Here is an 18,505-nt window from a genome sequence, read left to right as displayed (position 1 = left end):
CGGTGATCGCCGTCCCACTCCGCAACAAACTAGAAGTACATTTTTTAGCACTCACCACTTGCAAGTGCTAATTTTTTTGTTTACAATAAAGGCACATTGATAAAAGTTAACTTAAACGGGGAGTTTCAGTAGTATGGACACACCTATCTCGCCTCTTGGTGACCGAGTGGTTGCCGTAAAAGAGGCCGCACAGACCAAAACCGCTAGTGGCCTATATCTTCCGGATAATGCAAAAGAGAAGGCCGTTGCGGCAGTTGTAAAAGCAGTTGGACCTGAGGTAAAGCAGGTCAAGGTGGGCGATCGGATCATCTATAAAGAGTACAGTACGACCGAACTAAAGATCGACAACACTGAATATTTAGTAGTGAAAGAAGAGGATGTACTTGCGACCCTCGCGTAAGTAACGGAGATACATATATATGGCAAAAAAAGTTTTTTATGACGACGATGCTCGCCAGCGCGTACTGGGCGGTGCCAAAGCACTCTACGATGCTGTAAAAGTAACAATGGGTCCAAAAGGCCGCAATGTGGTGATTGGTAAAAGTTACGGCCACCCAACGGTCACCCACGATGGCGTCACCGTAGCTGAAAGTGTTGACCTCCCAGATACCGATGACGAAACTTTGGGCTACAAAGTCGGTGCTGAACTTATTAAGCAAGCAGCCACCAAAATGAACAAGGCAGCCGGCGACGGTACCACCACGGTAACGGTGCTGACTTACAATATTTTGAAGGAAGCCAACCGCCTGATTGCCGCTGGTCATAATCCAATGGAACTCAAAAAAGGTGTTGAAGCTGCCGCTGCTGAAGTGCTAACCGCACTTGAGGGCATGGCTGAAAAAATTGGCGATAACAAAAGCCGGATTGCCGAAGTGGCAACTATTTCAGCCGGCGATGCCGCCATTGGCGAACTGATTGCCGATGTGATGGAAAAAGTTGGCGGCGAAAGCGTTATTACGGTTGAGGAAGGCCAAGGTCTCAGCATGGAAGCCGAAGTAGTAGAAGGCTTCACCTTTGACCGCGGCTACGTGAGCACCTACATGGTCACCGATACCAACCGCATGGAAGCCGTCTACGAAAAACCAGCTATCATTGTGACCGATAAAAAAGTAGCCAGCGTACAAGAATTCTTACCAATTTTGGAAAAACTAGCCCAAGCTGGTAAGAAAGACGTTGTGTTGATTGCTGAAGATGTTGAAGGCGAAGCGCTTGGTATTTTGGTTTTGAACAAGCTAAAGGGCACCTTTAACACCGTTGCCGTGAAGGCGCCGTCGTTTGGTGATCGCCGCAAAGAAATTCTTCAAGACATCGCGGTACTTACTGGCGCGACCCTTATTACCGAAGAGCAAGGCTACACCTTTGAAAATGTTGACCTCAGTGTCGTTGGCTCGGCTCGTAAGGTAATTGTTGGAAAAGACAACACCACTATTATTTCGGGTACCGGCAGTGTAGCCGATGTCCAAAACCGAATTGCCGAAATCAAGGCCCAGGCTCAAAACGCTAAAAGTGAATACGACAAAGAACAATTTGAAAAGCGAGCTGCTGCCCTTGAAGGCAAAGTTGCCGTTATTAAGGTTGGTGGTGCCTCTGAAACTGAAATCGAAGAGAAGAAATTCCGCTTTGACGATGCTGTGGCTGCTACCAAAGCCGCTCTCGCCGAAGGTATCGTGCCAGGCGGTGGCGTGACGCTGCTCGAACTTGCTAAAAAAATTGAAATTAGCGGTGCCGATTCAGTGGCTGCTGGCCGCGGCATTCTTAAGGAAGCTTTACGACAGCCGTTCCGCCAGATTGTTTCAAACGCTGGCTTAAACGCCGAAGCGCTGCTGGCTCAAGTTGAAGCCGCCGAAGCTGGCATGGGTATTAACGTCAACACCCCTGAAAAAGGCCTGGTAAACATCAAGGAAGCTGGCGTGGTTGACCCAATTTTGGTCACCAAGCAGGCTATCCGCAGCGCTGCCTCAATCGCCTCAACGGCCATGACAATGGGCGCTCTGGTTGTTGACATTCCAGAAAAAGAAGCTGCAGCACCAGCCATGGGCGGTGGCGGCATGCCCGGCATGGGAATGATGTAAGGGTACATTTCACGTAGAAAATAAAGAGGAGCTCTGAGAAAGGGTTCCTTTTTATATTGCTCATAAACAATATATATGTAATAATACCGGTGAGCAGAGCGACAGGTCGGAAGCAAAGAACCTACCCCAAGGTGCTACTATAATTCCTGTCGGAGCTCTTAATGGTGGCTGAACAAGGAGTAAGCTGCCAACTCATGACCGAGGAGGAAGTCGTGAGTAATGAGGAAACCGCTGAGCTGCTCGAAAAGATCTCTTCTTGTGCGGCAGAAGCAGCGGGTGTGCTCCCGCAGGTTATTGTGACCAGACAGCGCGAGATTACCTTGTACACCTTTACACTGACTGCGGTTCAGATGATGCAGTTGTGTCGTGTCGAGCGCTTTGGCGAGTCGGACAACGGCGTCAATCGCAAGTTTCATAGCAATCATGCGTGGCGGATTGCTGAAGCGATGCTTCAGCCGAGTACGACTTTTGCTACGAATCCAGTCGGCGCGCTGATTGGCAACTGGCAGTTTGAAGATGGACGGCTCACTTATGGGCCGGGGGATTACATTACGCTTGACGATGGACAGCATCGTCGAGCCGCCCTCGAGATTCTGAACGAGACAGAGAGGGAACGATGGGAGTTCATTGTCACGGTAACCCAAGGCGTGCCATATAGCACGCGGCTGCGGCTGTTCTTGCAGCAAACAAAGGGACGATCCGTTGACGCACGTTTGAAGCTTGCAATGCAGGCAGAAATTGGTGACTGGAACAGCGAAGCGGAAAAGCTCGCTTACCAGTTGTGCCGTGAGCTTAACACTGATCCTCGTTCGCCGCTCAAGGGAATGATCCTAATGAGCGAGACCGAGGTACGGCCGTACGAAAGTAAGCATCGGCCCTCGGGTATTAACGTCAAGGGCCTTCACACAACTTTTACGTCGATGCTCTCGAAGAGGAGTCCACTCAGCCAGCTGTCTTCAGAGAAGCGGTTGGAGGTGATTAAGAACGTTGTGCGCGCTGCCAATGCAGTCTGGCCGACTTCGTGGGCGTCGTCCAAGCATGTTTTGACAACGGCAAAGGGAATCAATGCCGTTTGTAAGCTTATCGTTGTTGGTCGTTCATTCCGAGCGGCTGTTGGTAGCGACTTCTCGTACGAGAACTTGGTGCGTGTCTTGACCTATGCCCAAAGTTTCAATTGGACCGCAAAGCGTGCTATTCACGAAACCGAACGGGCAATGACTGAACGTCTTGACACCGCCATCTATCGGGGTCAGGAGCGTGCTACTCAAGCTATGCAGAACATTTCAGTAGAGTAGTACTAGCTATCCCGCATTGCAGCCAGCGATGCGGGATTTTTAATTACGCTGCTTGCTGCGGAGCACTCGAGAAATAATCAATTTCTTTAATAACATCCAGCAGGGCTTGGGCGCGTCGGGATTCGTCTTTGATGGCTTTGGCGGCTTCGTGGGCGGCGCCGAGCAAGCTTTGATCGTCGGTGGAGCGAATAATTAAAAGGAGGGTATCAAACTTTTCTTCGGCTGGTAGGTTTAATTTTGGCGCAAGTGGGCGCAGTTGCTCAAGGGCTTCACGCTTAATTGCATCAAGATTAGTAGCGGAAGTAGGGGTAGACGGTGCTGGGCTTGTAGCCGGCTTTCCGTTTGCCGCAGCGGGTTGTGCCGGAGTGGCCGCTGCCGGTGCTGGTTGATTAGCAGGCGTTTCCCCGGTTTTAGGCGGGGTCACGACTGTTGGTGTTGGGAGCGGCGATTCTTCAAAATCAAGATCATCTAAATCTTTCACTGGTGATTTTTTGTTTGTTCCTGAGAGCACTTTTGCTAATTCCTGATCATCACTAATTTGCTGGTTGTTGTCCATACCCACCTCTAGTTACCTAAAAAGTTTATGCTTCTTACACACTACTGTATCATAAGAATATAGAAAAAGTGAATAGCCTGAAGGAGACAGTGTATGCTTGATGATCTAAATGTTATTTCACAGCGCGACCCTAAAAATGCCCTGGGCGTGGCGGCCGAAGAATGGCAGCAGCTCACCGCCGAAGCGATTGTAGAGAACCAGCCTGCTAACTTTACACCGGCACAAATTGTTATTGCCGGGATGGGTGGCTCGGCGCTGGCAGCGGGCATGGCCAAGAATTGGCTTGAACTGCCGGTGCCGTTTGAAATATGCCGACGCTACGAATTGCCGCATTATGTCAGTGAACAGACTTTGGTTATTGCCAGCAGCTATTCGGGCAACACCGAAGAAACATTAAGTGCGCTTAAAAACGCTCGCCTGCGCGGGGCACAAATTGCCGTTTTGGCCTCTGGCGGCAGGTTAGTTGAAATCGCCCGCGAACGACAGTATCCACTAGTGGTGTTACCAAAAGGGCTGGAACCACGCATGGCAGTACTGTATAACTTACGCGCGCTTGTAAAATTGTTCGGTCAGTATCGTCTCGCTGCTGACGCTTATGCAGAAATTGCCGCCACCAGCGACTGGCTGAAATCTGAAATTAGCAATTGGCTAAAAGATATCCCTACCGAAGATAATCTTGCCAAACAGCTGGCTCTCAAGGCTGTCGGTAAAACCCCGGTAATTTATGCTGGGGCGCTGATGGCGCCAATTGCATACAAATGGAAAATTAGTTTCAACGAAAATGCTAAAAACGTTGCCTTTTGGAATGAGCTCCCAGAATTTAACCATAATGAATTTATTGGCTGGACCAGTCATCCGGTTGAAAAACCTTTTGCGGTGTTTGATTTAGTGTCGTCGTTCGAGCATCCGCAGGTACAAAAACGGTTTATGATCTCCGATAGTTTACTGAGTGGCAAGCGCCCGCACGCAATCACTGTGCCATTAAACGGTGAGAGCCCGCTTGCCCAAATGCTGTGGGGGAGTGTGCTTGGAGATTTTGTGAGTATTTACACTGCGATTTTGAATAATGTTGATCCGACACCAGTGGCGCTGATCGAAAAACTGAAGATAGCGCTAACAGACTAGTTCTGGTCATCAACATCTTGATTTTTTTTGAAACTCATTTATAGTTATTCTTGCCTAAGTAACTCGATTTTGAAAGGCATTCCAAGATGTCGATTTATGAGCTCATTGTCTCGAACGAGGACTACCTTGAGCTTGACGCAGCGGTCACAAGAGCCTGTGGTAAGAAGCTGGATCAGCTCGCGAGCGAAAAGCCTAATACGCGACGCTGTGCATTTGAGGTTATTCATAAATTCATGCAAGATTTCGAGGGGGAAGAAACTGAGGTAAGAGATACTGATGGTGCTGTAATTGCGGCGACAAGCGCGGATGGCAAAGACGCTGCTCAAGAAGCTGCCTCTTACGGTATGGACCAGCTGTTTGCTGCCGCGACGTCGGTTAAGATCGCAACTTACCCGGAGTCTAAGCATAATGCTGTTATAAACGGTGACTACAGGTCTTGTAAAACGAAGGTTTCATTTCCTGTATAGTTAGTGCAAATGCAGTTATCTGTGACCTCTACAGATAGCTGCACTTTTTATTTCTGTGTATTAATGATGTTGTCGGAGTGCTACGATTGGGTCCTTGCGTGCTGCGCGGAATGCCGGAAAGAGGCCGAAAACCACCCCAACAACTAACGAAACGCCCATAGCCAAGCCAAATATCCCCCACGAGAAGGCTGGGTGGAATGGCAAAAAGAGACTGATTCCGTAAGCGACGATGTAAGCCAGGAGAAAACCAAAAACGCCACCCGTCAGGCTCATAATTAATGATTCAATCAGAAACTGCGAGAAAACATGCCGGTTACTGGCGCCAATTGATTTACGAATGCCGATTTCGCGCGTGCGTTCGGCTACGCCAACTAGCATGCTGTTCATGATACCGATGCCACCGACGATGAGTGAAATGCTTGCAACGACCGCAACCATCGAAGTCAGCACTTGAAAGAAACTACTGGAGACATCGGCTGCCTCTTTACCACCTAGAACCGCAAAATCCTCTTCACCATCATGATTTTTCAGTAGCGCTTCGGTGAGAGTCTTTTTTATTGCTGGTAGTTCGGCGGCGCTTTTGGCTTTAACGGTGAGTTGTTGAATTTGAGCAATGCCTTGGTTAAAGCCCTTCCCAGCATCAAGGCTCACAATTGCGGCCATATCGAAGTTTATGCCGTTGATCCCAATGGGGTTTTTTATCTTTTTAAGCACCCCAATAATGGTAAAATCTTGCCCTTTTAGTTTCAGGCGTTGCCCGATGGTTTGATCAGTGCCAAAAAGGGCCACCGATAAGCTTTCACCGATGACTACTGTGTCACGGGCGGTAGTACCATCCAAAAACTGCCCTTGGGCGGCATTGATTTTAAGTGTTGAAGCGAGTTCTGGGGTGGTCGCGACGATAAAAGCGTCTTTGGCGCTTGCTTCTCCCTTTTTAATACTGCCATTAATAAGCATGAGCGGGGCCGCTGCCGCAACACCCGGTTGTTTGCGAGTGGTTTCAAGGTCATTTTCGGTAAGGGTAGTGGCGGCATAGGAAGACAAAGGATTATAGTCGATAGCGCCGGTGGCATTATGGCGGGTAACCTTCCCCGGACGAATAACCAGGATGTTTTGATCAAGGTGCTTCACTTGGGTCGCAACGGCTTGTTTTGCGCCTTCGCCCAGAGCCAGCACCATGGTTATTGAAGCTATGCCAATTATGATACCAAGCGTTGTCAGTGCGGTGCGCACGCGGGTACTTCGAAGACTTTCGAGCGCGATCCGAATGTTCGTCGAGAGTATCATGCTTTAGTGTCCTCTGGCTGTTTCTCGGCTTTAGATTTCTTTTTCTTACTCTTCACCTTTTTCTTACTTGCTACTTCTAGTTCTTCTAGTTTTGGCTCTTCCTGCGGAGCGGTTTCTGGGGTAACCTCTGGTTCTGGTGTGGGTTCGGGCTGCTCAGGTACTGAGTTCGGCTCGGAGTCGTTTCGCACAGTAATCTGAATTTTTCCCAGTGGTCGCTTTTCGGTGGGGTCGGGCTCAGGCTCTGGGTGTTTGGTATCGCTGGCGATTTGGCCATCAAGCATTTGAATGACGCGATCGGCGTGCACCGTAAGGTCAGGGTTGTGCGTTACCATGATAATGGTATTACCGCGTTTATGTATGTCGCTGAGCTCGCTCATAATAATCTCGCTCGATTTTGAATCAAGGTTGCCGGTTGGTTCATCGGCCAGGATAATCGACGGCTGATTCACCAAGGCGCGAGCAATAGCTACTCGCTGTAATTGTCCTCCAGATAGCTGATGTGGCATGTAGTATTCGCGTTCTTGCAGATGAAAGGTTTTTAGCATATCACTAGCGCTCTCGAGGCGTGTAACTCGGCCTTGTCCGGTGTAGGTGAGGGGCAGGGCGACATTTTCTATCACGGTTAGTCGGTGCAAAAGGTTAAAGTTCTGAAACACAAAACCAATTTGCGAAGCCCGAATTCGTGCCCGGTGGTGATGGCTAATAGTATCCACTGGCGTGCCATCAAGGTGATATTCGCCGTCACTGGCGGTATCGAGTAAGCCTAAAATATTTAACAACGTGGTTTTGCCACTACCGCTCGGGCCCATAATAGCCACAAACTCACCCTTGTCAATCGCGAGATCAACTCCGTTCAGCGCAAAAAAAGCAGTGTCATCATGGCCAAACTGTTTGGTCAATTTTTTGAGATGAATCACGGGTTTTGGCGGGGTGATATCGTCGTTTTGCATATTTTTTGTTCGTCTGTACCTTATTATAAATAGCTTTCTTACTTACAAGCAACAGCAATAGTCCTAATGATGTATAAAGCACAACTATAATAAAACCTTTTCTTCTTAGCGCGCGAGTTATACAATCATCTACATACGGAGAGGTGGCCGAGTGGTTGAAGGCGCACGCTTGGAAAGCGTGTAGAGTCGAAAGGTTCTCGCAGGTTCGAATCCTGTTCTCTCCGCCAGGTTTTATTTCGGGCGCATACCACGCCAGGTTCAGGTGCTCAATAAAAACCGCTACATATAGTATGTGCCTATTTGGCGGTACCACCACAAGTAGCGTTTTAGAAAAAGCTATGATACACTCTAAGACATATGAATACGGAGTCACATTCGCGCCGCTATATTTTTGTGACGGGTGGCGTGCTTTCGGGGGTCGGAAAAGGTATTACAGCAGCTTCTTTGGGAGCTGTATTAAAAGCCCGTGGCTTAAAGGTTTCAATTCAAAAATGTGACCCGTACTTAAATGTTGATGCCGGTACGCTGAATCCGGCCGAACATGGTGAGTGTTTTGTGACCAAAGATGGGGCTGAGACTGATCTTGATCTTGGGCACTACGAGCGGTTTTTAGATATCGAAGTCACGCGTAATGCTTCGACTCTAGCGGGGCGGTTGCTCCAAGACCTTATTGCTGATGAGCGGGCAGGTAAATTTTTAGGCAAAACTGTGCAGCTGGTGCCCCACCTGACTAATGCTATTCAGAGCGCCATTGAGCTTTCGGGCGGCGCGACAGATGTACATATTGTTGAAATTGGCGGCACGGTTGGTGATTACGAAGGCTTGGCGTTTATTGAAGCGATTCGTGAGTTTGCTGCCCGGGTCGGGCGAGATAATTGCCTGTTCGTTCATGTGGTATATATCCCGTATCTTGGCGCTAGCAAAGAATTTAAAACCAAGCCCGCTCAAAACGCCGTGCGGGATTTGCGGAGCTTTGGCATTACGCCCGATGTGCTCGTGGCCCGCACTGAAACCGAACCGCCAAGATCTGTGGCCACTAAGTTGAGCTTGTTTAGCGGGGTTGAAGAAAAGGCGGTTATTGTGCTGCCAAACGCCGACACCATTTACCGCGTGCCCCTGACGCTGCAAGAAAAAAGCATTGACGACTTACTGCTGCAGAAACTGCGGCTCGAAGCGAAGCCTGCCGATATGGCAGCCTGGCAAACGTTGGTGAATAACGCCACTAAGCCAAAGAGCGCGACGCTAAAAATTGGTATCATTGCCAAATACTTAGACAATGAAGACACCTATTTTTCGGTTATTGAAGCCCTGCGTGCTGCCGCCTGGCAACAAAACGTTGCCTTACAGTGTGATTGGGTGAATGCCGAAGCGATTGAAACCGATGGCTCGGCTGCACTCGAGCAGTATGATACGCTTTTGGTACCTGGTGGCTTCGGTACGCGAGGGGTCGAAGGCAAAGTAGCGGCAGCTGCCTACGCGCTTGAAAACAACGTGCCGTATCTTGGCATTTGCCTGGGGCTACAGGTGGCGGTAATTGCTGCTGCTCGTAAAGGCGGTTTACACCAGGCCACTAGTGAAGAGATTGAACCCGGCGCCGAACAGAACGTTATTTATATTATGAAAGACCAAAAGGGCAAAGAAGCCACCGGCGGCACGATGCGCCTGGGCGATTACCCGTGTGTGATTGTTCCAGGCACTTTAGCCGAACAGCTACATGGCTCCACTAAAATTATTGAACGCCACCGTCACCGCTATGAAGTAAACCGGGCGTTCGAAGAGGCTATTGTGGCCGGCGGCTTACGGATATCGGGTACTTCGCCCGACGGTGCCTTGGTAGAAATGATCGAAGCGGCGCAGCATCCATATTTTATCGCTACCCAAGCGCACCCAGAATTCAGCTCGCGTCCCCACCGCCCCTACGCATTATTTAGTGGTTTGATTAAGGCTGGATTGCAGCGAAAGCAGGGTAATCTCTGATTAGGATAATGATTTAAGTCGCTACTCTCTGTTATACTAGCAGTAATTATGCAGTATATTTTAGACGCGGTCCTCACCGAAATTACCGAAAAAGTGCAACAGCTACTTAACGTCTCGACTAAGCCCATCATTGGGCCAGCGCGGGCGGAGTTTAAGGCGGATTACGGCCTGCCGTGCTTTCCTTTTGCTCGTGAACTCAAAAAAAGCCCCCAGGCCATCGCCCAGCAGGTGGCAGAAGGCTTGCAACACGAAAGCATTCAAAAAATTGAGGCCGTCGGCGGCTTTGTGAACTTTACTTTGCAACCGCAGGTGTTAGCAAGCAGCATCGATGAAGTGACGCGTTTGGAAGGGCGCTACGGTGAACAGTCGCACTACCAAGGCCAGGTCCAGGTGATCGAAACCAATAATCCGAACCCCTTCAAGGACATGCATATTGGCCACGCCTACAATTCAATCGTGGCTGATACGATTGCAAACTTATTGGAGCTTGGCGGTGGTGACGTTCATCGGGTAAGCTACCACGGCGACGTAGGGTTGCATGTGGGAAAAAGCATGTGGGCGATTCTGAAATATGCAGAGGGTGATATAACCAAACTTGAAGCGATTGTGCCCGCCGAACGGGCAAGCTTTTTGAGTAAAATGTACGTCGAAGGCGCAGGCGCCTACGAAGAAGATCCGCTTGAAAAGCAGCAAATCGAACTGCTGGCTAAGCAGTCGTTCATTCTTGATGATCCGTTTTACCAGCAGGTGTACGAAATGTGTAAACAGTGGAGTTTTGATTATCTTGATGAAATTATCGCCACCATTGGCAGTAAACACGTTGAAAAGCGTTACCTTGAGCGCCAAGCAGATGAGCTGGGGCGAAAAATAGTCGAAGCGCACGATGAAGTATTTGAGAAGAGCGAGGGTGCAACAATTTTCCCTGGTGAAAAATATGATCTTCACACCCGTGTGTTTATTAGTTCGCGCGGCACAACCCTGTATGAAGCTCGCGATCTTGGGCTAATGCAACTTAAAAATCAAGATTTTAACCCAGATATGAGCTACATTGTAACCGCCGAAGAACAGCGCGAATATTTTAGAGTAGTCTTTAAAGCCGCCGAACTAGTACTGCCCGAGCTCGGTGGGAAAACCACCAACATTCCCCACGGGACGGTCAAGCTGAGTACCGGCAAGATGAGCAGTCGCACCGGTAAAGTACTCAATATTGAGTGGATTTTTAACGCCCTCCGCGAATCCATATTGCAGCGCAGTCCGGATACAACGGCACTTGACGAAACGATTACCGGTGCCTTGCGGTATGCCATGCTAAAGGTAAAAATCGGCGGAGATATCATATTTGATATTAATGAAGCTGTGAGCCTTGAAGGAAATTCCGGGCCGTACCTCCAATATGCTTATGCTCGCGGACGAAGCATTTTAGCCAAGCTATCGGTGGCGCCGGCCACTGAGCTTGGCAATATTACCGCCGATGAACATCAATTAATTATGAAACTATTACAGTACCCCAGCGTAACTACCAAGGCTGTCGCTGAGCTTGCGCCGCATCTTATATGCACCTACCTTTATGAGTTAACCCAGCAATTTAACCGTTTCTACGAAGCCAACCGAATTATCGGGCACGAACGCGAAGCCGAACGAGCCTATATGGTAAATGCCTATACCCTAATTCTCCAAAATAGCCTGGGTGTACTGGGGATTCCTTCGCCAGAAAGGTTATAAATGTCGGCAGCACCAAAAACGCCGCGCCGAAAGGTAGTGGTAGAGAAGAGCAAAACTCATATTGTCGGCTTTAAATCTTTCATTCGCGAGCAGGGCGTTGCAGGGCTAGCCATTGGTTTGGTGTTGGGCGGTGCGGTGTCGGTGCTGGTGAAGTCACTGATTGATAATATTCTTATGCCGCCACTCGGGTTTATACTCGGTTCGGCCGAGGGCTTAAAAGGCTTAACGCTTCACCTTGGCACAACACCAGCCGGAAAGCCGGCAGTGTTGCATTACGGCACATTTTTGAATGACATCGTCAACTTCTTGGTTATCGCGCTGGTGATATACGCTATTGTTCATTTGCTTGGCTTTGATCGTAAGGAGGAAAAGTGAGTAAAGTTCGCTCCGAGGCCGAGTGGCGCAAAATTCTTACGCCCGAGCAATTCGCCGTACTGCGCGAAAAGGCCACTGAAGCGCCATTTACTGGAGAATATGACGGCCTGTACGCCGACGGAGTATATGCCTGTGCTGCCTGCGGGCAGGTGCTATTTGATAGCAGTACCAAGTTTGATGCGCGTTGTGGCTGGCCGAGCTTTTACGATGCCCGGCCTGGCAGCGTCACGTTCCACGCTGATACCAGCCACGGTATGCAGCGCACCGAGGTGACCTGCAGCAACTGTGGTGGCCATCTTGGACATGTATTTGAAGGAGAGGGCTTTCAAGTACCAACCGATCAGCGCTATTGTATAAATTCGCTGAGTTTAAAGTTTACGCCAAAACCAAAATAGCTAGGGCAGAAGTCCTAGCTTGGCGACGACTCATCATTTTTTGAAAGAATTTCTAGTTGTATACTATTTCCTTTTCTCGCTAGCACTCTTGCGTAAAGCGGTATGCTTAATTCGGTAGACGAAACAATGCGCAGCGTTTGCCCAATCCGGATTGTCGAGTATTTCGCATCGCGCTCCAGCGAGATCTTCCCTTCGGATGAAAGCAGAGTGGCTAGCTCTGTATCGTTCACAAAGAACCGTCGCGGTTCACGCTCGGCATTTTTCTGCGCATCTTCGGCAAATGCTTCAAGAATAGTTGCTCGCTGGCGTTCAGGCGTACCTTGATTGACTCTTTGCCAGATATAAGCTAGCAAAGAAGCTATCAATAGCACCACATTTATAATGTAAATCGTGACGGCAGCTTCGATAGAGCCCACCAGATCAATAAAAATGCCTGAATGGAGCAATAAGAATAGTATTACCGTTGTCAGGCTGAAGGTTGCAAACAGAATTTTAGCGAGTAGAAATTTATTCATTTATGAAATGCAGTAAAGTTTACTGTGGCGGTCGCCTCTCAGTATACACCTCAAACACCCGTATCGGTAATAATCTCTCAGCACTTTGTTTGCTGTGCCGTCCCTTAAGGAATTACCGCAAGAGAGTTAGGGGCTAAGCAGAAACGGCTTCAAAATAAAATGTAGTAAGGAGTTTACCTCCCTGGGCGCGCTCCACTGGTTAATACCGTAGTCGCTCAGAATAAAAAGCACTGCTGGAAGCACAGTAATAATTACCGTATACCCAGTAGCTATTAATAAATATAAAGAAGCTAAGAATCCATAAAATAATTTGCGCTAATTATGTAAAAAAATAGCCCCACTGGCCTAAAGTGTTTCGGCTTTAGGTCAGTGGGGACCGCACACTTACTGATCGGTGCGAGGCTTCAAAAGCTCCAATTCGCGTTCTTTGCCATTAGGAAACTTCATAATCCCCAGTGCCCCGCGATCGGTGTCAGTTACAAACCGATGGGCCTTATCCACGAGGACGCCGAACATCTCATCTGCGGTCAGCTTATCATGAAGCGCCATTCAATTTCCCGGATGCATGCCCGCGGGAGGTCGCAGGCGATACGCTTGACATTGCGCAGTGATTTGTCGTCGTAAGTCTGAACGGTGCCGCGCAGGCCATTGCCGCGGACTGTCGTATAGACGGCACCTTCTAGCTCAGCGGTTCTAATAAGCAAGCCAATCTCAACAAGATCATATGCCGCCTGCGCCAAAGAAACCGCGCGACTTTGCATGTAATTGTGCAGGGCGGTTACGGTAGACGGCTCGACTACGACTACAAACACACAAGCCTCCTCGGTTGCCTAACATAATATTATAATAGTATGCGTAATAGTCAATTAAACTAATGAAAAGGTCTTTTTTACTTGAGGAAGACTTCTGTATAATGGGCCTATGACAAAGCACGCAACTATCCTGTGGGTAGACCTCGAAATGACTGGCCTTAATGCCGATGCCGACCTTATTCTTGAAGTGGCCGCAATTGCAACCGATTGGAATTTTACAGAGCTGGCGGTGTATGAAGGCATTGTAAAAAGCGACCCAAGTGTTTTGAAGCAAAAGTTTGCTACCAACGGCGTGTTTTGGGAGGCCAATGCTGAGACTCGTGATGCTTTGCTTGCTCAAAACGAAAAAGGCAAGAACGCGCCAGAAATTGAACAAGAGCTGCTCGCTTTTCTGAAAGCAAACTTTAAAGAAGACGCGCCGGTGCTACTTGGGGGCAATTCTGTTCATATGGATCGCCGGTTTATACTGAAGCAGTGGCCACAGCTTGATGCCAAACTGCATTACCGCATGCTTGACGTTTCGGCTTGGAAGGTAGTATTCGAAGGCAAATACGGTAAAAAGTTTGCAAAGCCAGAGGTGCACCGCGCCCTCGAAGATATCCGTGGTTCAATCATGGAGCTTAAATATTATCTTACGAAAGTGCAACCGGCAAAGAAATTACCATAGCTATGATGACCCAAGAAATCTTAGAAAAATATATTTTATCTTTACCCAAAGCCTGGCGCGATTACCCGTTTGGTGAGGGCGTGGCGGTGTATAAAGTGGGCGATGCCGATAAAAGCAAAATGTTTGCCCTGATTCAAGAGGGCGCGCAGCCCCTTCGTGTGAGCTTAAAATGCGACCCAGGGTTAGCGGAAATGTTGCGCGAAAAATACGAAACAGTACTTCCAGGCTACCATCTCAATAAAAAGCACTGGAATACCATTTTATGCTCCGGACAACTAAGCAACGAAGAGATTTTAGATCTGGTGCGGCATAGTTACGAACTGGTACATCCAACGGTATAGTTGCTCAGAATATCTGCCCGCAAAGCCGGGATTAGTTATTGATTAGATAGCGAATCAAAATCTTTTTTAATACTCATAAAGTTGTTGTAAGGAGTATTAAGCGCGGCTTTCAGCTGTCGGTTATTGGTTTTGTTGTAAATCTCGCTGAGTAGCGCAAGGATAGTATCAATTTTTTGTTCGACAGCTCGAGCATAGACTTCATCGTACCGCCCTTCAAGCTGGGCGTTGGCCAGTGCTTCAAGGGTGGCGGTGTCAGCTTCAAGCGCCCGGTTGTCGTCTGAAATACTGCCGCGACCGGCGGCATCCATTGGCTTTGCCAGCTCAGATAAACTACCAGTGGCGAGGATGCTTGTATCGCTATTTATTTTTTGTAAATCGGGATTGGTGAGGGCACCTTGCGAGTCGCTGGTGATTTTTTGAAGGGTTTCCAACCGGACTGTTAAGCGTTGTAAGGGGTCTTTAAGACTAGCATTATTAGTGAGCATTAATAGAATAAATCCAGCTATGATTGCCACGAGCAAGCCACCGCCAATCAACAGGCTGCGCTGGGAAATTCCACGAAATCCACCGTTTCGTGTGGGAACAGGCGGAACCATATCGGTAAAAGTAGGTTGCATGTATTCATTTAAGCATACACGGGGCCGGGGCGGAAGTTGAATGGATAAATCAAGTGTTCAGCTGGGGTAATATGTGATACGATTACCATAAGCAGCATTAGGCAGATGAACATGAAACAGTTTGTAACACAACACTTCAAACAATATGGCGAAAAGGCATTTGCCCTCCCAACCTTGATTATAATTTCAACAACACTGATGATTATTAGTGTGGCAGTACTCCAAGGCACGTTATCGGTAAAAACCTCGCTCGATAACCAATATTACGACCAACTCGCCAAAGAAGCCGCCGAAGCCGGTGTTGCCTACGCCAACGCTTGTATTGCAGCTGGTGCGATAATAAGCGATAACGGCGGCCCGCTGCGCACCCACACCGATTGCGAGGGGGTGAGCCAGCGAAGTAACGCCTATGTGGTAGACGATGGCACGGTCAGAACTTATTTTTGGACCGAAGGGCTTGATGTTCGGGCTGATGGTTCGATGACTATTAAAAGCGAAGGCTACGCCGAACGGCGTAAGCGCAACGGTGGCGTGTTTAAAACCCACCAAGCCACGGTTTCACAGGCTACAGGGATTGTTGGTACGCGGCTGAATGCCAAGAAGGTTGTTGCGTCAGACAGGACATCGTTTATCATTGCGTCTGACGGTTACGTTTATGGCGCTGGGCATAACTCGCGGGGTCAGCTAGGGCTCGGCGACACCATTGATAGACCAGCTCCTGCGAAAGTCACTATTAAGGACGCAACAAACAGAGAACTGAAGGTACTTGATGTGATTGCGGGAGACTTCACAACATACTTTCTAGGATCTGATTACAATGTTTATGCTGTCGGGGACAACTATAATGGACAGCTTGGTATTGGTAACAAAACGCACCAACATACACCCGTGCAAGTAAACTTGCGGGATTCGGCAAACAATATCTTAAAGGCAAGGAGTATTGTGTCGGACGGCTACTCGGCCTACATACTCGCCTCGGACAACTATGTTTATAGTGTGGGCGGTAATACATACGGTGAATTGGGGATCGGTAATATGATTGATCAAACCCTACCGGTGCGTATGAATTTAAGAAATCCGAGCAATGTTCTCTTAACGGCTAAAGCGGTTTACATGAGTGATTGGTCGACGTACGTCATAGCATCAGATGACTATGCCTATGCGATGGGAAATAATGCTAATGGACAACTAGGTATTGGCACGACGACTACAGGTCAGGCTACGCCGGTCCGGGTAAATCTACGAAATCCTAGTAATGTCGCTATCACTACTAGGGAGGTTTTCACGGCAGAGCTTAATCGACACGTATTCTTTCTGGGCTCAGATAATTATATTTACAGTGTTGGCTCAAACTATAATGGAGAACTTGGGACGGGTAATACAAGCTGGCTTACTACGCCCCAAAGAATGCAGTTAAAAGATGCAAGCGGCACTGCGATTACAGCTACTTCTGTTACAGTGGCGGAATCAACATATATAACGGGTTCAGACGGTAACTTATACGCCACTGGAGCCAACGCGGCTGGGCAACTGGGTAACGGCACAACCACGAGCTCCTTGGTGCCTGTAAGGGTACAGCTTAAGGATGCAGGTGGAACGTTCTTAAGGCCAATCACTGTTAAGGCTTTTGGCGATGCTGCCGTGGTTTTAGCGTCTGATGGTCATGTTTATGCTTTTGGGGAAAATGCCTGGGGAGGGTTGGGTGTTGGGGATAAAGATAAGCGTATTTTGCCAACTAAAGTATCTCCGGCAGGAGCTTCGGGCAATAATCGTATCAGAGATATTCTTATCTGGGATGAGGCTATGTTTTACATCAATACTGATAATGTGCTATATGCTGCAGGGTATAATTTTGCTGGCAAACTTGGGATAGGCAACACAACCGATCAAATGACTCCACAGCCGGTTCTACTACCTGTTCGCCCTCAATCAGACTCCATTATTAAAGTCCACAACAGTGGCTACAGCACCGTTGCCATTAGTAGCGATGGGGCAATTTACGTCGCTGGCGCCAATCATTTTGGGCAGCTGGGTATTCGTTCTAGCCAGAACCCGATTTCTACGCCAATGAGAATGCAGCTTAAAGATGCCTCGGGTAACTTTTTGTCTGCCCAAGACGCCACCTGTGTCGGGATTTCTTGGTCGTGTTATGCCATTGCTTCCGATGGCTATGCGTATGCCATGGGAAATAACAGTGTCGGCCAGCTCGGTAATGGCACGGTCAACCACACAAATATACCCACCCGAATGATCATAAAAGATCCCAGTGGTAAGGATGTTATGCCGTTGTCGGTTGTGGGTAATTCGTATGCAGATGTCGAAAAAGCTTCAATTTTTGTTCTTGGCGCCGATGGCTATGTGTATGCTACTGGTCGCAACGATTATGGTCAGCTCGGGGTGGGCGATACTTCAAATCGTTCGGCACCGGTGCGCATGAACTTGCGCGACCCGAGCAACAGGGTGTTAACAGCCCGTAAAGTAGTGCCTGGATTATACAGTACCTATATCCTTGCTTCTGATGGCTATGTCTATGCGGTTGGGCGTAACGATGTCGGCCAGCTTGGCGATGGTACAACAACCAACAAATCAACACCAGTGCGTATGAATGTAAGAAATGCTAGTAACGTCGCACTGACCGCTGTCGATGTCGTTGCGGATGATCACTCGGCATTTGTTATTGCCTCGGATAATCAAGTGTACGGTACGGGGCTAAATAACGGCACACTTGGTACTGGCACTGGTGCTAACGTTTCAACGCCAACGCTAATGATCCTACGTGACCCAAGCAATACAGTGCTAACTGCACGGAGTGTTATTACCGAAGGATATGCGACCTTCGTGATCGCTTCAGACAACTATGTCTATGTTACGGGCTATAATGATCGTGGGCAACTGGGTGTAGGGGATACAGCGCAACGTTATACGCCAGTCCGTATGAACTTGCGCAATCCTAGCGGCACACCCCTCACTGCCATAAAAGTGGCCTCATTTGGTGTTGCTGGAGCTGCCTTTGTTATTGCCTCAGATAATTATGTGTATGCGGTAGGTCGCAACGACTATGGGCAGTTAGGTATAAATTCCACTACGGGCATAAGCCTACCCCAAAGGGTGCAGCTCAAAGATAGTAAAGGTGCTCTACTTACCGCCAAGGATGTATTAATTGAGCACATCAGCGCTTACTTTATTGGGTCTGACGATCGGCTATATGCAACTGGTCTGAACGACAACGGTCAGCTCGGGGTAGGCGATAGAATAAACAAGAGCGTGCCATTGCCATTTAAGGTGCCAGTTGTGGTGATGCCGGGTAATCGTGTAATTCTTTAGAGGTGTTA

Annotated in this window: 19 protein-coding genes and 1 tRNA gene; 13 read left to right on the top strand and 7 right to left on the bottom strand. The window is 48.6% G+C overall.

What is annotated here, in order from left to right:
- Positions 1-133 precede the first annotated feature (133 nt).
- The 3 genes from VD907_05590 (at position 134) to VD907_05580 (ending at position 3,367) form a co-directional block, all read left to right on the top strand.
- A complete protein-coding gene (locus tag VD907_05590) occupies positions 134-400 on the top strand; it encodes a co-chaperone GroES (GenBank protein HYG84320.1) in 267 nt (88 codons plus the stop codon).
- Positions 401-419: 19 nt separating this feature from the next.
- Positions 420-2,072, top strand: coding sequence for a chaperonin GroEL (gene groL / locus VD907_05585; GenBank protein ID HYG84319.1), 1,653 nt, complete (start codon positions 420-422; stop codon positions 2,070-2,072).
- A 161-nt stretch (positions 2,073-2,233) separates the two neighbouring features.
- Positions 2,234-3,367 carry a DGQHR domain-containing protein gene (locus tag VD907_05580; protein HYG84318.1) on the top strand — a complete coding sequence of 378 codons (1,134 nt, stop codon included), beginning with the start codon at positions 2,234-2,236 and terminating at the stop codon, positions 3,365-3,367.
- Between the two features lie 43 nt (positions 3,368-3,410).
- On the opposite strand, the gene VD907_05575 is transcribed toward VD907_05580, so the two are convergent.
- On the bottom strand, positions 3,411-3,923 hold the full coding sequence (locus VD907_05575; GenBank protein ID HYG84317.1) for a hypothetical protein: 513 nt from the start codon (positions 3,921-3,923) through the stop codon (positions 3,411-3,413).
- A gap of 93 nt (positions 3,924-4,016) precedes the next feature.
- Here VD907_05575 and VD907_05570 point away from each other — a divergent pair, with 93 nt between their 5' ends.
- Together VD907_05570 and VD907_05565 are read left to right on the top strand one after the other, a co-directional pair.
- Entirely contained in the window at positions 4,017-5,048 is a 1,032-nt protein-coding gene (locus VD907_05570; GenBank protein HYG84316.1) for a bifunctional phosphoglucose/phosphomannose isomerase, read from the top strand.
- Positions 5,049-5,134: 86 nt separating this feature from the next.
- Positions 5,135-5,515, top strand: coding sequence for a hypothetical protein (locus tag VD907_05565; protein ID HYG84315.1), 381 nt, complete (start codon positions 5,135-5,137; stop codon positions 5,513-5,515).
- A gap of 60 nt (positions 5,516-5,575) precedes the next feature.
- Here VD907_05565 and VD907_05560 read toward each other — a convergent pair whose 3' ends face one another.
- A complete protein-coding gene (locus VD907_05560) occupies positions 5,576-6,802 on the bottom strand; it encodes an ABC transporter permease (protein HYG84314.1) in 1,227 nt (408 codons plus the stop codon).
- Positions 6,799-7,752 carry an ABC transporter ATP-binding protein gene (locus VD907_05555; protein HYG84313.1) on the bottom strand — a complete coding sequence of 318 codons (954 nt, stop codon included), beginning with the start codon at positions 7,750-7,752 and terminating at the stop codon, positions 6,799-6,801. The genes VD907_05560 and VD907_05555 overlap by 4 nt, the downstream gene beginning before the upstream one ends.
- A gap of 137 nt (positions 7,753-7,889) precedes the next feature.
- Here VD907_05555 and VD907_05550 point away from each other — a divergent pair.
- From VD907_05550 to msrB, 5 genes are all read left to right on the top strand, one after another.
- Positions 7,890-7,979 (top strand) — tRNA-Ser (locus tag VD907_05550).
- Positions 7,980-8,109: 130 nt separating this feature from the next.
- The gene (locus tag VD907_05545) at positions 8,110-9,729 is read left to right on the top strand and encodes a CTP synthase (GenBank protein ID HYG84312.1); all 1,620 of its coding nucleotides are present in this window, start codon (positions 8,110-8,112) and stop codon (positions 9,727-9,729) included.
- A gap of 48 nt (positions 9,730-9,777) precedes the next feature.
- Complete coding sequence (gene argS / locus VD907_05540) at positions 9,778-11,451, top strand: arginine--tRNA ligase (GenBank protein HYG84311.1); 1,674 nt, start codon at positions 9,778-9,780, stop codon at positions 11,449-11,451.
- Positions 11,452-11,826: an MscL family protein gene (locus VD907_05535; protein HYG84310.1), complete on the top strand. Its 375-nt coding sequence runs from the start codon at positions 11,452-11,454 to the stop codon at positions 11,824-11,826.
- Positions 11,823-12,221, top strand: coding sequence for a peptide-methionine (R)-S-oxide reductase MsrB (msrB, locus tag VD907_05530; protein HYG84309.1), 399 nt, complete (start codon positions 11,823-11,825; stop codon positions 12,219-12,221). The genes VD907_05535 and msrB overlap by 4 nt, the downstream gene beginning before the upstream one ends.
- Positions 12,222-12,235: 14 nt before the next feature.
- Here msrB and VD907_05525 read toward each other — a convergent pair whose 3' ends face one another.
- The 3 genes from VD907_05525 to VD907_05515 all read right to left on the bottom strand — a co-directional run bounded on the left by VD907_05525 (position 12,236) and on the right by VD907_05515 (position 13,548).
- Positions 12,236-12,736: a hypothetical protein gene (locus tag VD907_05525; GenBank protein ID HYG84308.1), complete on the bottom strand. Its 501-nt coding sequence runs from the start codon at positions 12,734-12,736 to the stop codon at positions 12,236-12,238.
- A 384-nt stretch (positions 12,737-13,120) separates the two neighbouring features.
- The gene (locus tag VD907_05520) at positions 13,121-13,285 is read right to left on the bottom strand and encodes a hypothetical protein (protein HYG84307.1); all 165 of its coding nucleotides are present in this window, start codon (positions 13,283-13,285) and stop codon (positions 13,121-13,123) included.
- Complete coding sequence (locus tag VD907_05515; protein ID HYG84306.1) at positions 13,264-13,548, bottom strand: hypothetical protein; 285 nt, start codon at positions 13,546-13,548, stop codon at positions 13,264-13,266. Before VD907_05515 ends, VD907_05520 begins: the two co-directional genes overlap by 22 nt.
- Positions 13,549-13,657: 109 nt before the next feature.
- On the opposite strand from VD907_05515, the gene orn reads away from it, so the two are divergent.
- Together orn and VD907_05505 are read left to right on the top strand one after the other, a co-directional pair.
- Positions 13,658-14,215 (top strand): oligoribonuclease, encoded by a 558-nt coding sequence (orn, locus tag VD907_05510; protein HYG84305.1) that lies wholly within the window; start codon positions 13,658-13,660, stop codon positions 14,213-14,215.
- Positions 14,216-14,217: 2 nt separating this feature from the next.
- Positions 14,218-14,556: an MmcQ/YjbR family DNA-binding protein gene (locus tag VD907_05505; protein HYG84304.1), complete on the top strand. Its 339-nt coding sequence runs from the start codon at positions 14,218-14,220 to the stop codon at positions 14,554-14,556.
- 35 nt (positions 14,557-14,591) lie between these two features.
- Here the strand turns inward: VD907_05505 and VD907_05500 are convergent, their stop codons facing one another.
- Complete coding sequence (locus tag VD907_05500) at positions 14,592-15,173, bottom strand: hypothetical protein (GenBank protein HYG84303.1); 582 nt, start codon at positions 15,171-15,173, stop codon at positions 14,592-14,594.
- Between the two features lie 105 nt (positions 15,174-15,278).
- On the opposite strand from VD907_05500, the gene VD907_05495 reads away from it, so the two are divergent.
- Positions 15,279-18,497 carry a hypothetical protein gene (locus VD907_05495; protein ID HYG84302.1) on the top strand — a complete coding sequence of 1,073 codons (3,219 nt, stop codon included), beginning with the start codon at positions 15,279-15,281 and terminating at the stop codon, positions 18,495-18,497.
- Positions 18,498-18,505: the final 8 nt, after the last annotated feature.

It is taken from the genome of Verrucomicrobiia bacterium (assembly GCA_035629335.1).
Lineage (GTDB): Bacteria > Patescibacteriota > Saccharimonadia > Saccharimonadales > Saccharimonadaceae > DASUUR01.
The sequence above is the reverse complement of the archived record's forward strand: the minus strand, read 5'-3'. Positions and strand labels throughout refer to the sequence as shown.

What these genes read in the sequence shown, in the direction of transcription:
- VD907_05590 (HYG84320.1), top strand. Translation starts at nt 134, where the DNA reads ATGGACACACCTATCTCGCCTCTTGGTGACCGAGTGGTTGCCGTAAAA.
- VD907_05520 (HYG84307.1), bottom strand. Translation starts at nt 13,285, where the DNA reads ATGGCGCTTCATGATAAGCTGACCGCAGATGAGATGTTCGGCGTCCTC.
- VD907_05500 (HYG84303.1), bottom strand. Translation starts at nt 15,173, where the DNA reads ATGCAACCTACTTTTACCGATATGGTTCCGCCTGTTCCCACACGAAAC.
- VD907_05565 (HYG84315.1), top strand. Translation starts at nt 5,135, where the DNA reads ATGTCGATTTATGAGCTCATTGTCTCGAACGAGGACTACCTTGAGCTT.
- VD907_05535 (HYG84310.1), top strand. Translation starts at nt 11,452, where the DNA reads ATGTCGGCAGCACCAAAAACGCCGCGCCGAAAGGTAGTGGTAGAGAAG.
- orn (HYG84305.1), top strand. Translation starts at nt 13,658, where the DNA reads ATGACAAAGCACGCAACTATCCTGTGGGTAGACCTCGAAATGACTGGC.
- VD907_05580 (HYG84318.1), top strand. Translation starts at nt 2,234, where the DNA reads ATGGTGGCTGAACAAGGAGTAAGCTGCCAACTCATGACCGAGGAGGAA.
- VD907_05555 (HYG84313.1), bottom strand. Translation starts at nt 7,752, where the DNA reads ATGCAAAACGACGATATCACCCCGCCAAAACCCGTGATTCATCTCAAA.
- argS (HYG84311.1), top strand. Translation starts at nt 9,778, where the DNA reads ATGCAGTATATTTTAGACGCGGTCCTCACCGAAATTACCGAAAAAGTG.
- VD907_05525 (HYG84308.1), bottom strand. Translation starts at nt 12,736, where the DNA reads ATGAATAAATTTCTACTCGCTAAAATTCTGTTTGCAACCTTCAGCCTG.
- VD907_05560 (HYG84314.1), bottom strand. Translation starts at nt 6,802, where the DNA reads ATGATACTCTCGACGAACATTCGGATCGCGCTCGAAAGTCTTCGAAGT.
- VD907_05545 (HYG84312.1), top strand. Translation starts at nt 8,110, where the DNA reads ATGAATACGGAGTCACATTCGCGCCGCTATATTTTTGTGACGGGTGGC.
- VD907_05575 (HYG84317.1), bottom strand. Translation starts at nt 3,923, where the DNA reads ATGGACAACAACCAGCAAATTAGTGATGATCAGGAATTAGCAAAAGTG.
- groL (HYG84319.1), top strand. Translation starts at nt 420, where the DNA reads ATGGCAAAAAAAGTTTTTTATGACGACGATGCTCGCCAGCGCGTACTG.
- VD907_05570 (HYG84316.1), top strand. Translation starts at nt 4,017, where the DNA reads ATGCTTGATGATCTAAATGTTATTTCACAGCGCGACCCTAAAAATGCC.
- VD907_05495 (HYG84302.1), top strand. Translation starts at nt 15,279, where the DNA reads ATGAACATGAAACAGTTTGTAACACAACACTTCAAACAATATGGCGAA.
- VD907_05505 (HYG84304.1), top strand. Translation starts at nt 14,218, where the DNA reads ATGATGACCCAAGAAATCTTAGAAAAATATATTTTATCTTTACCCAAA.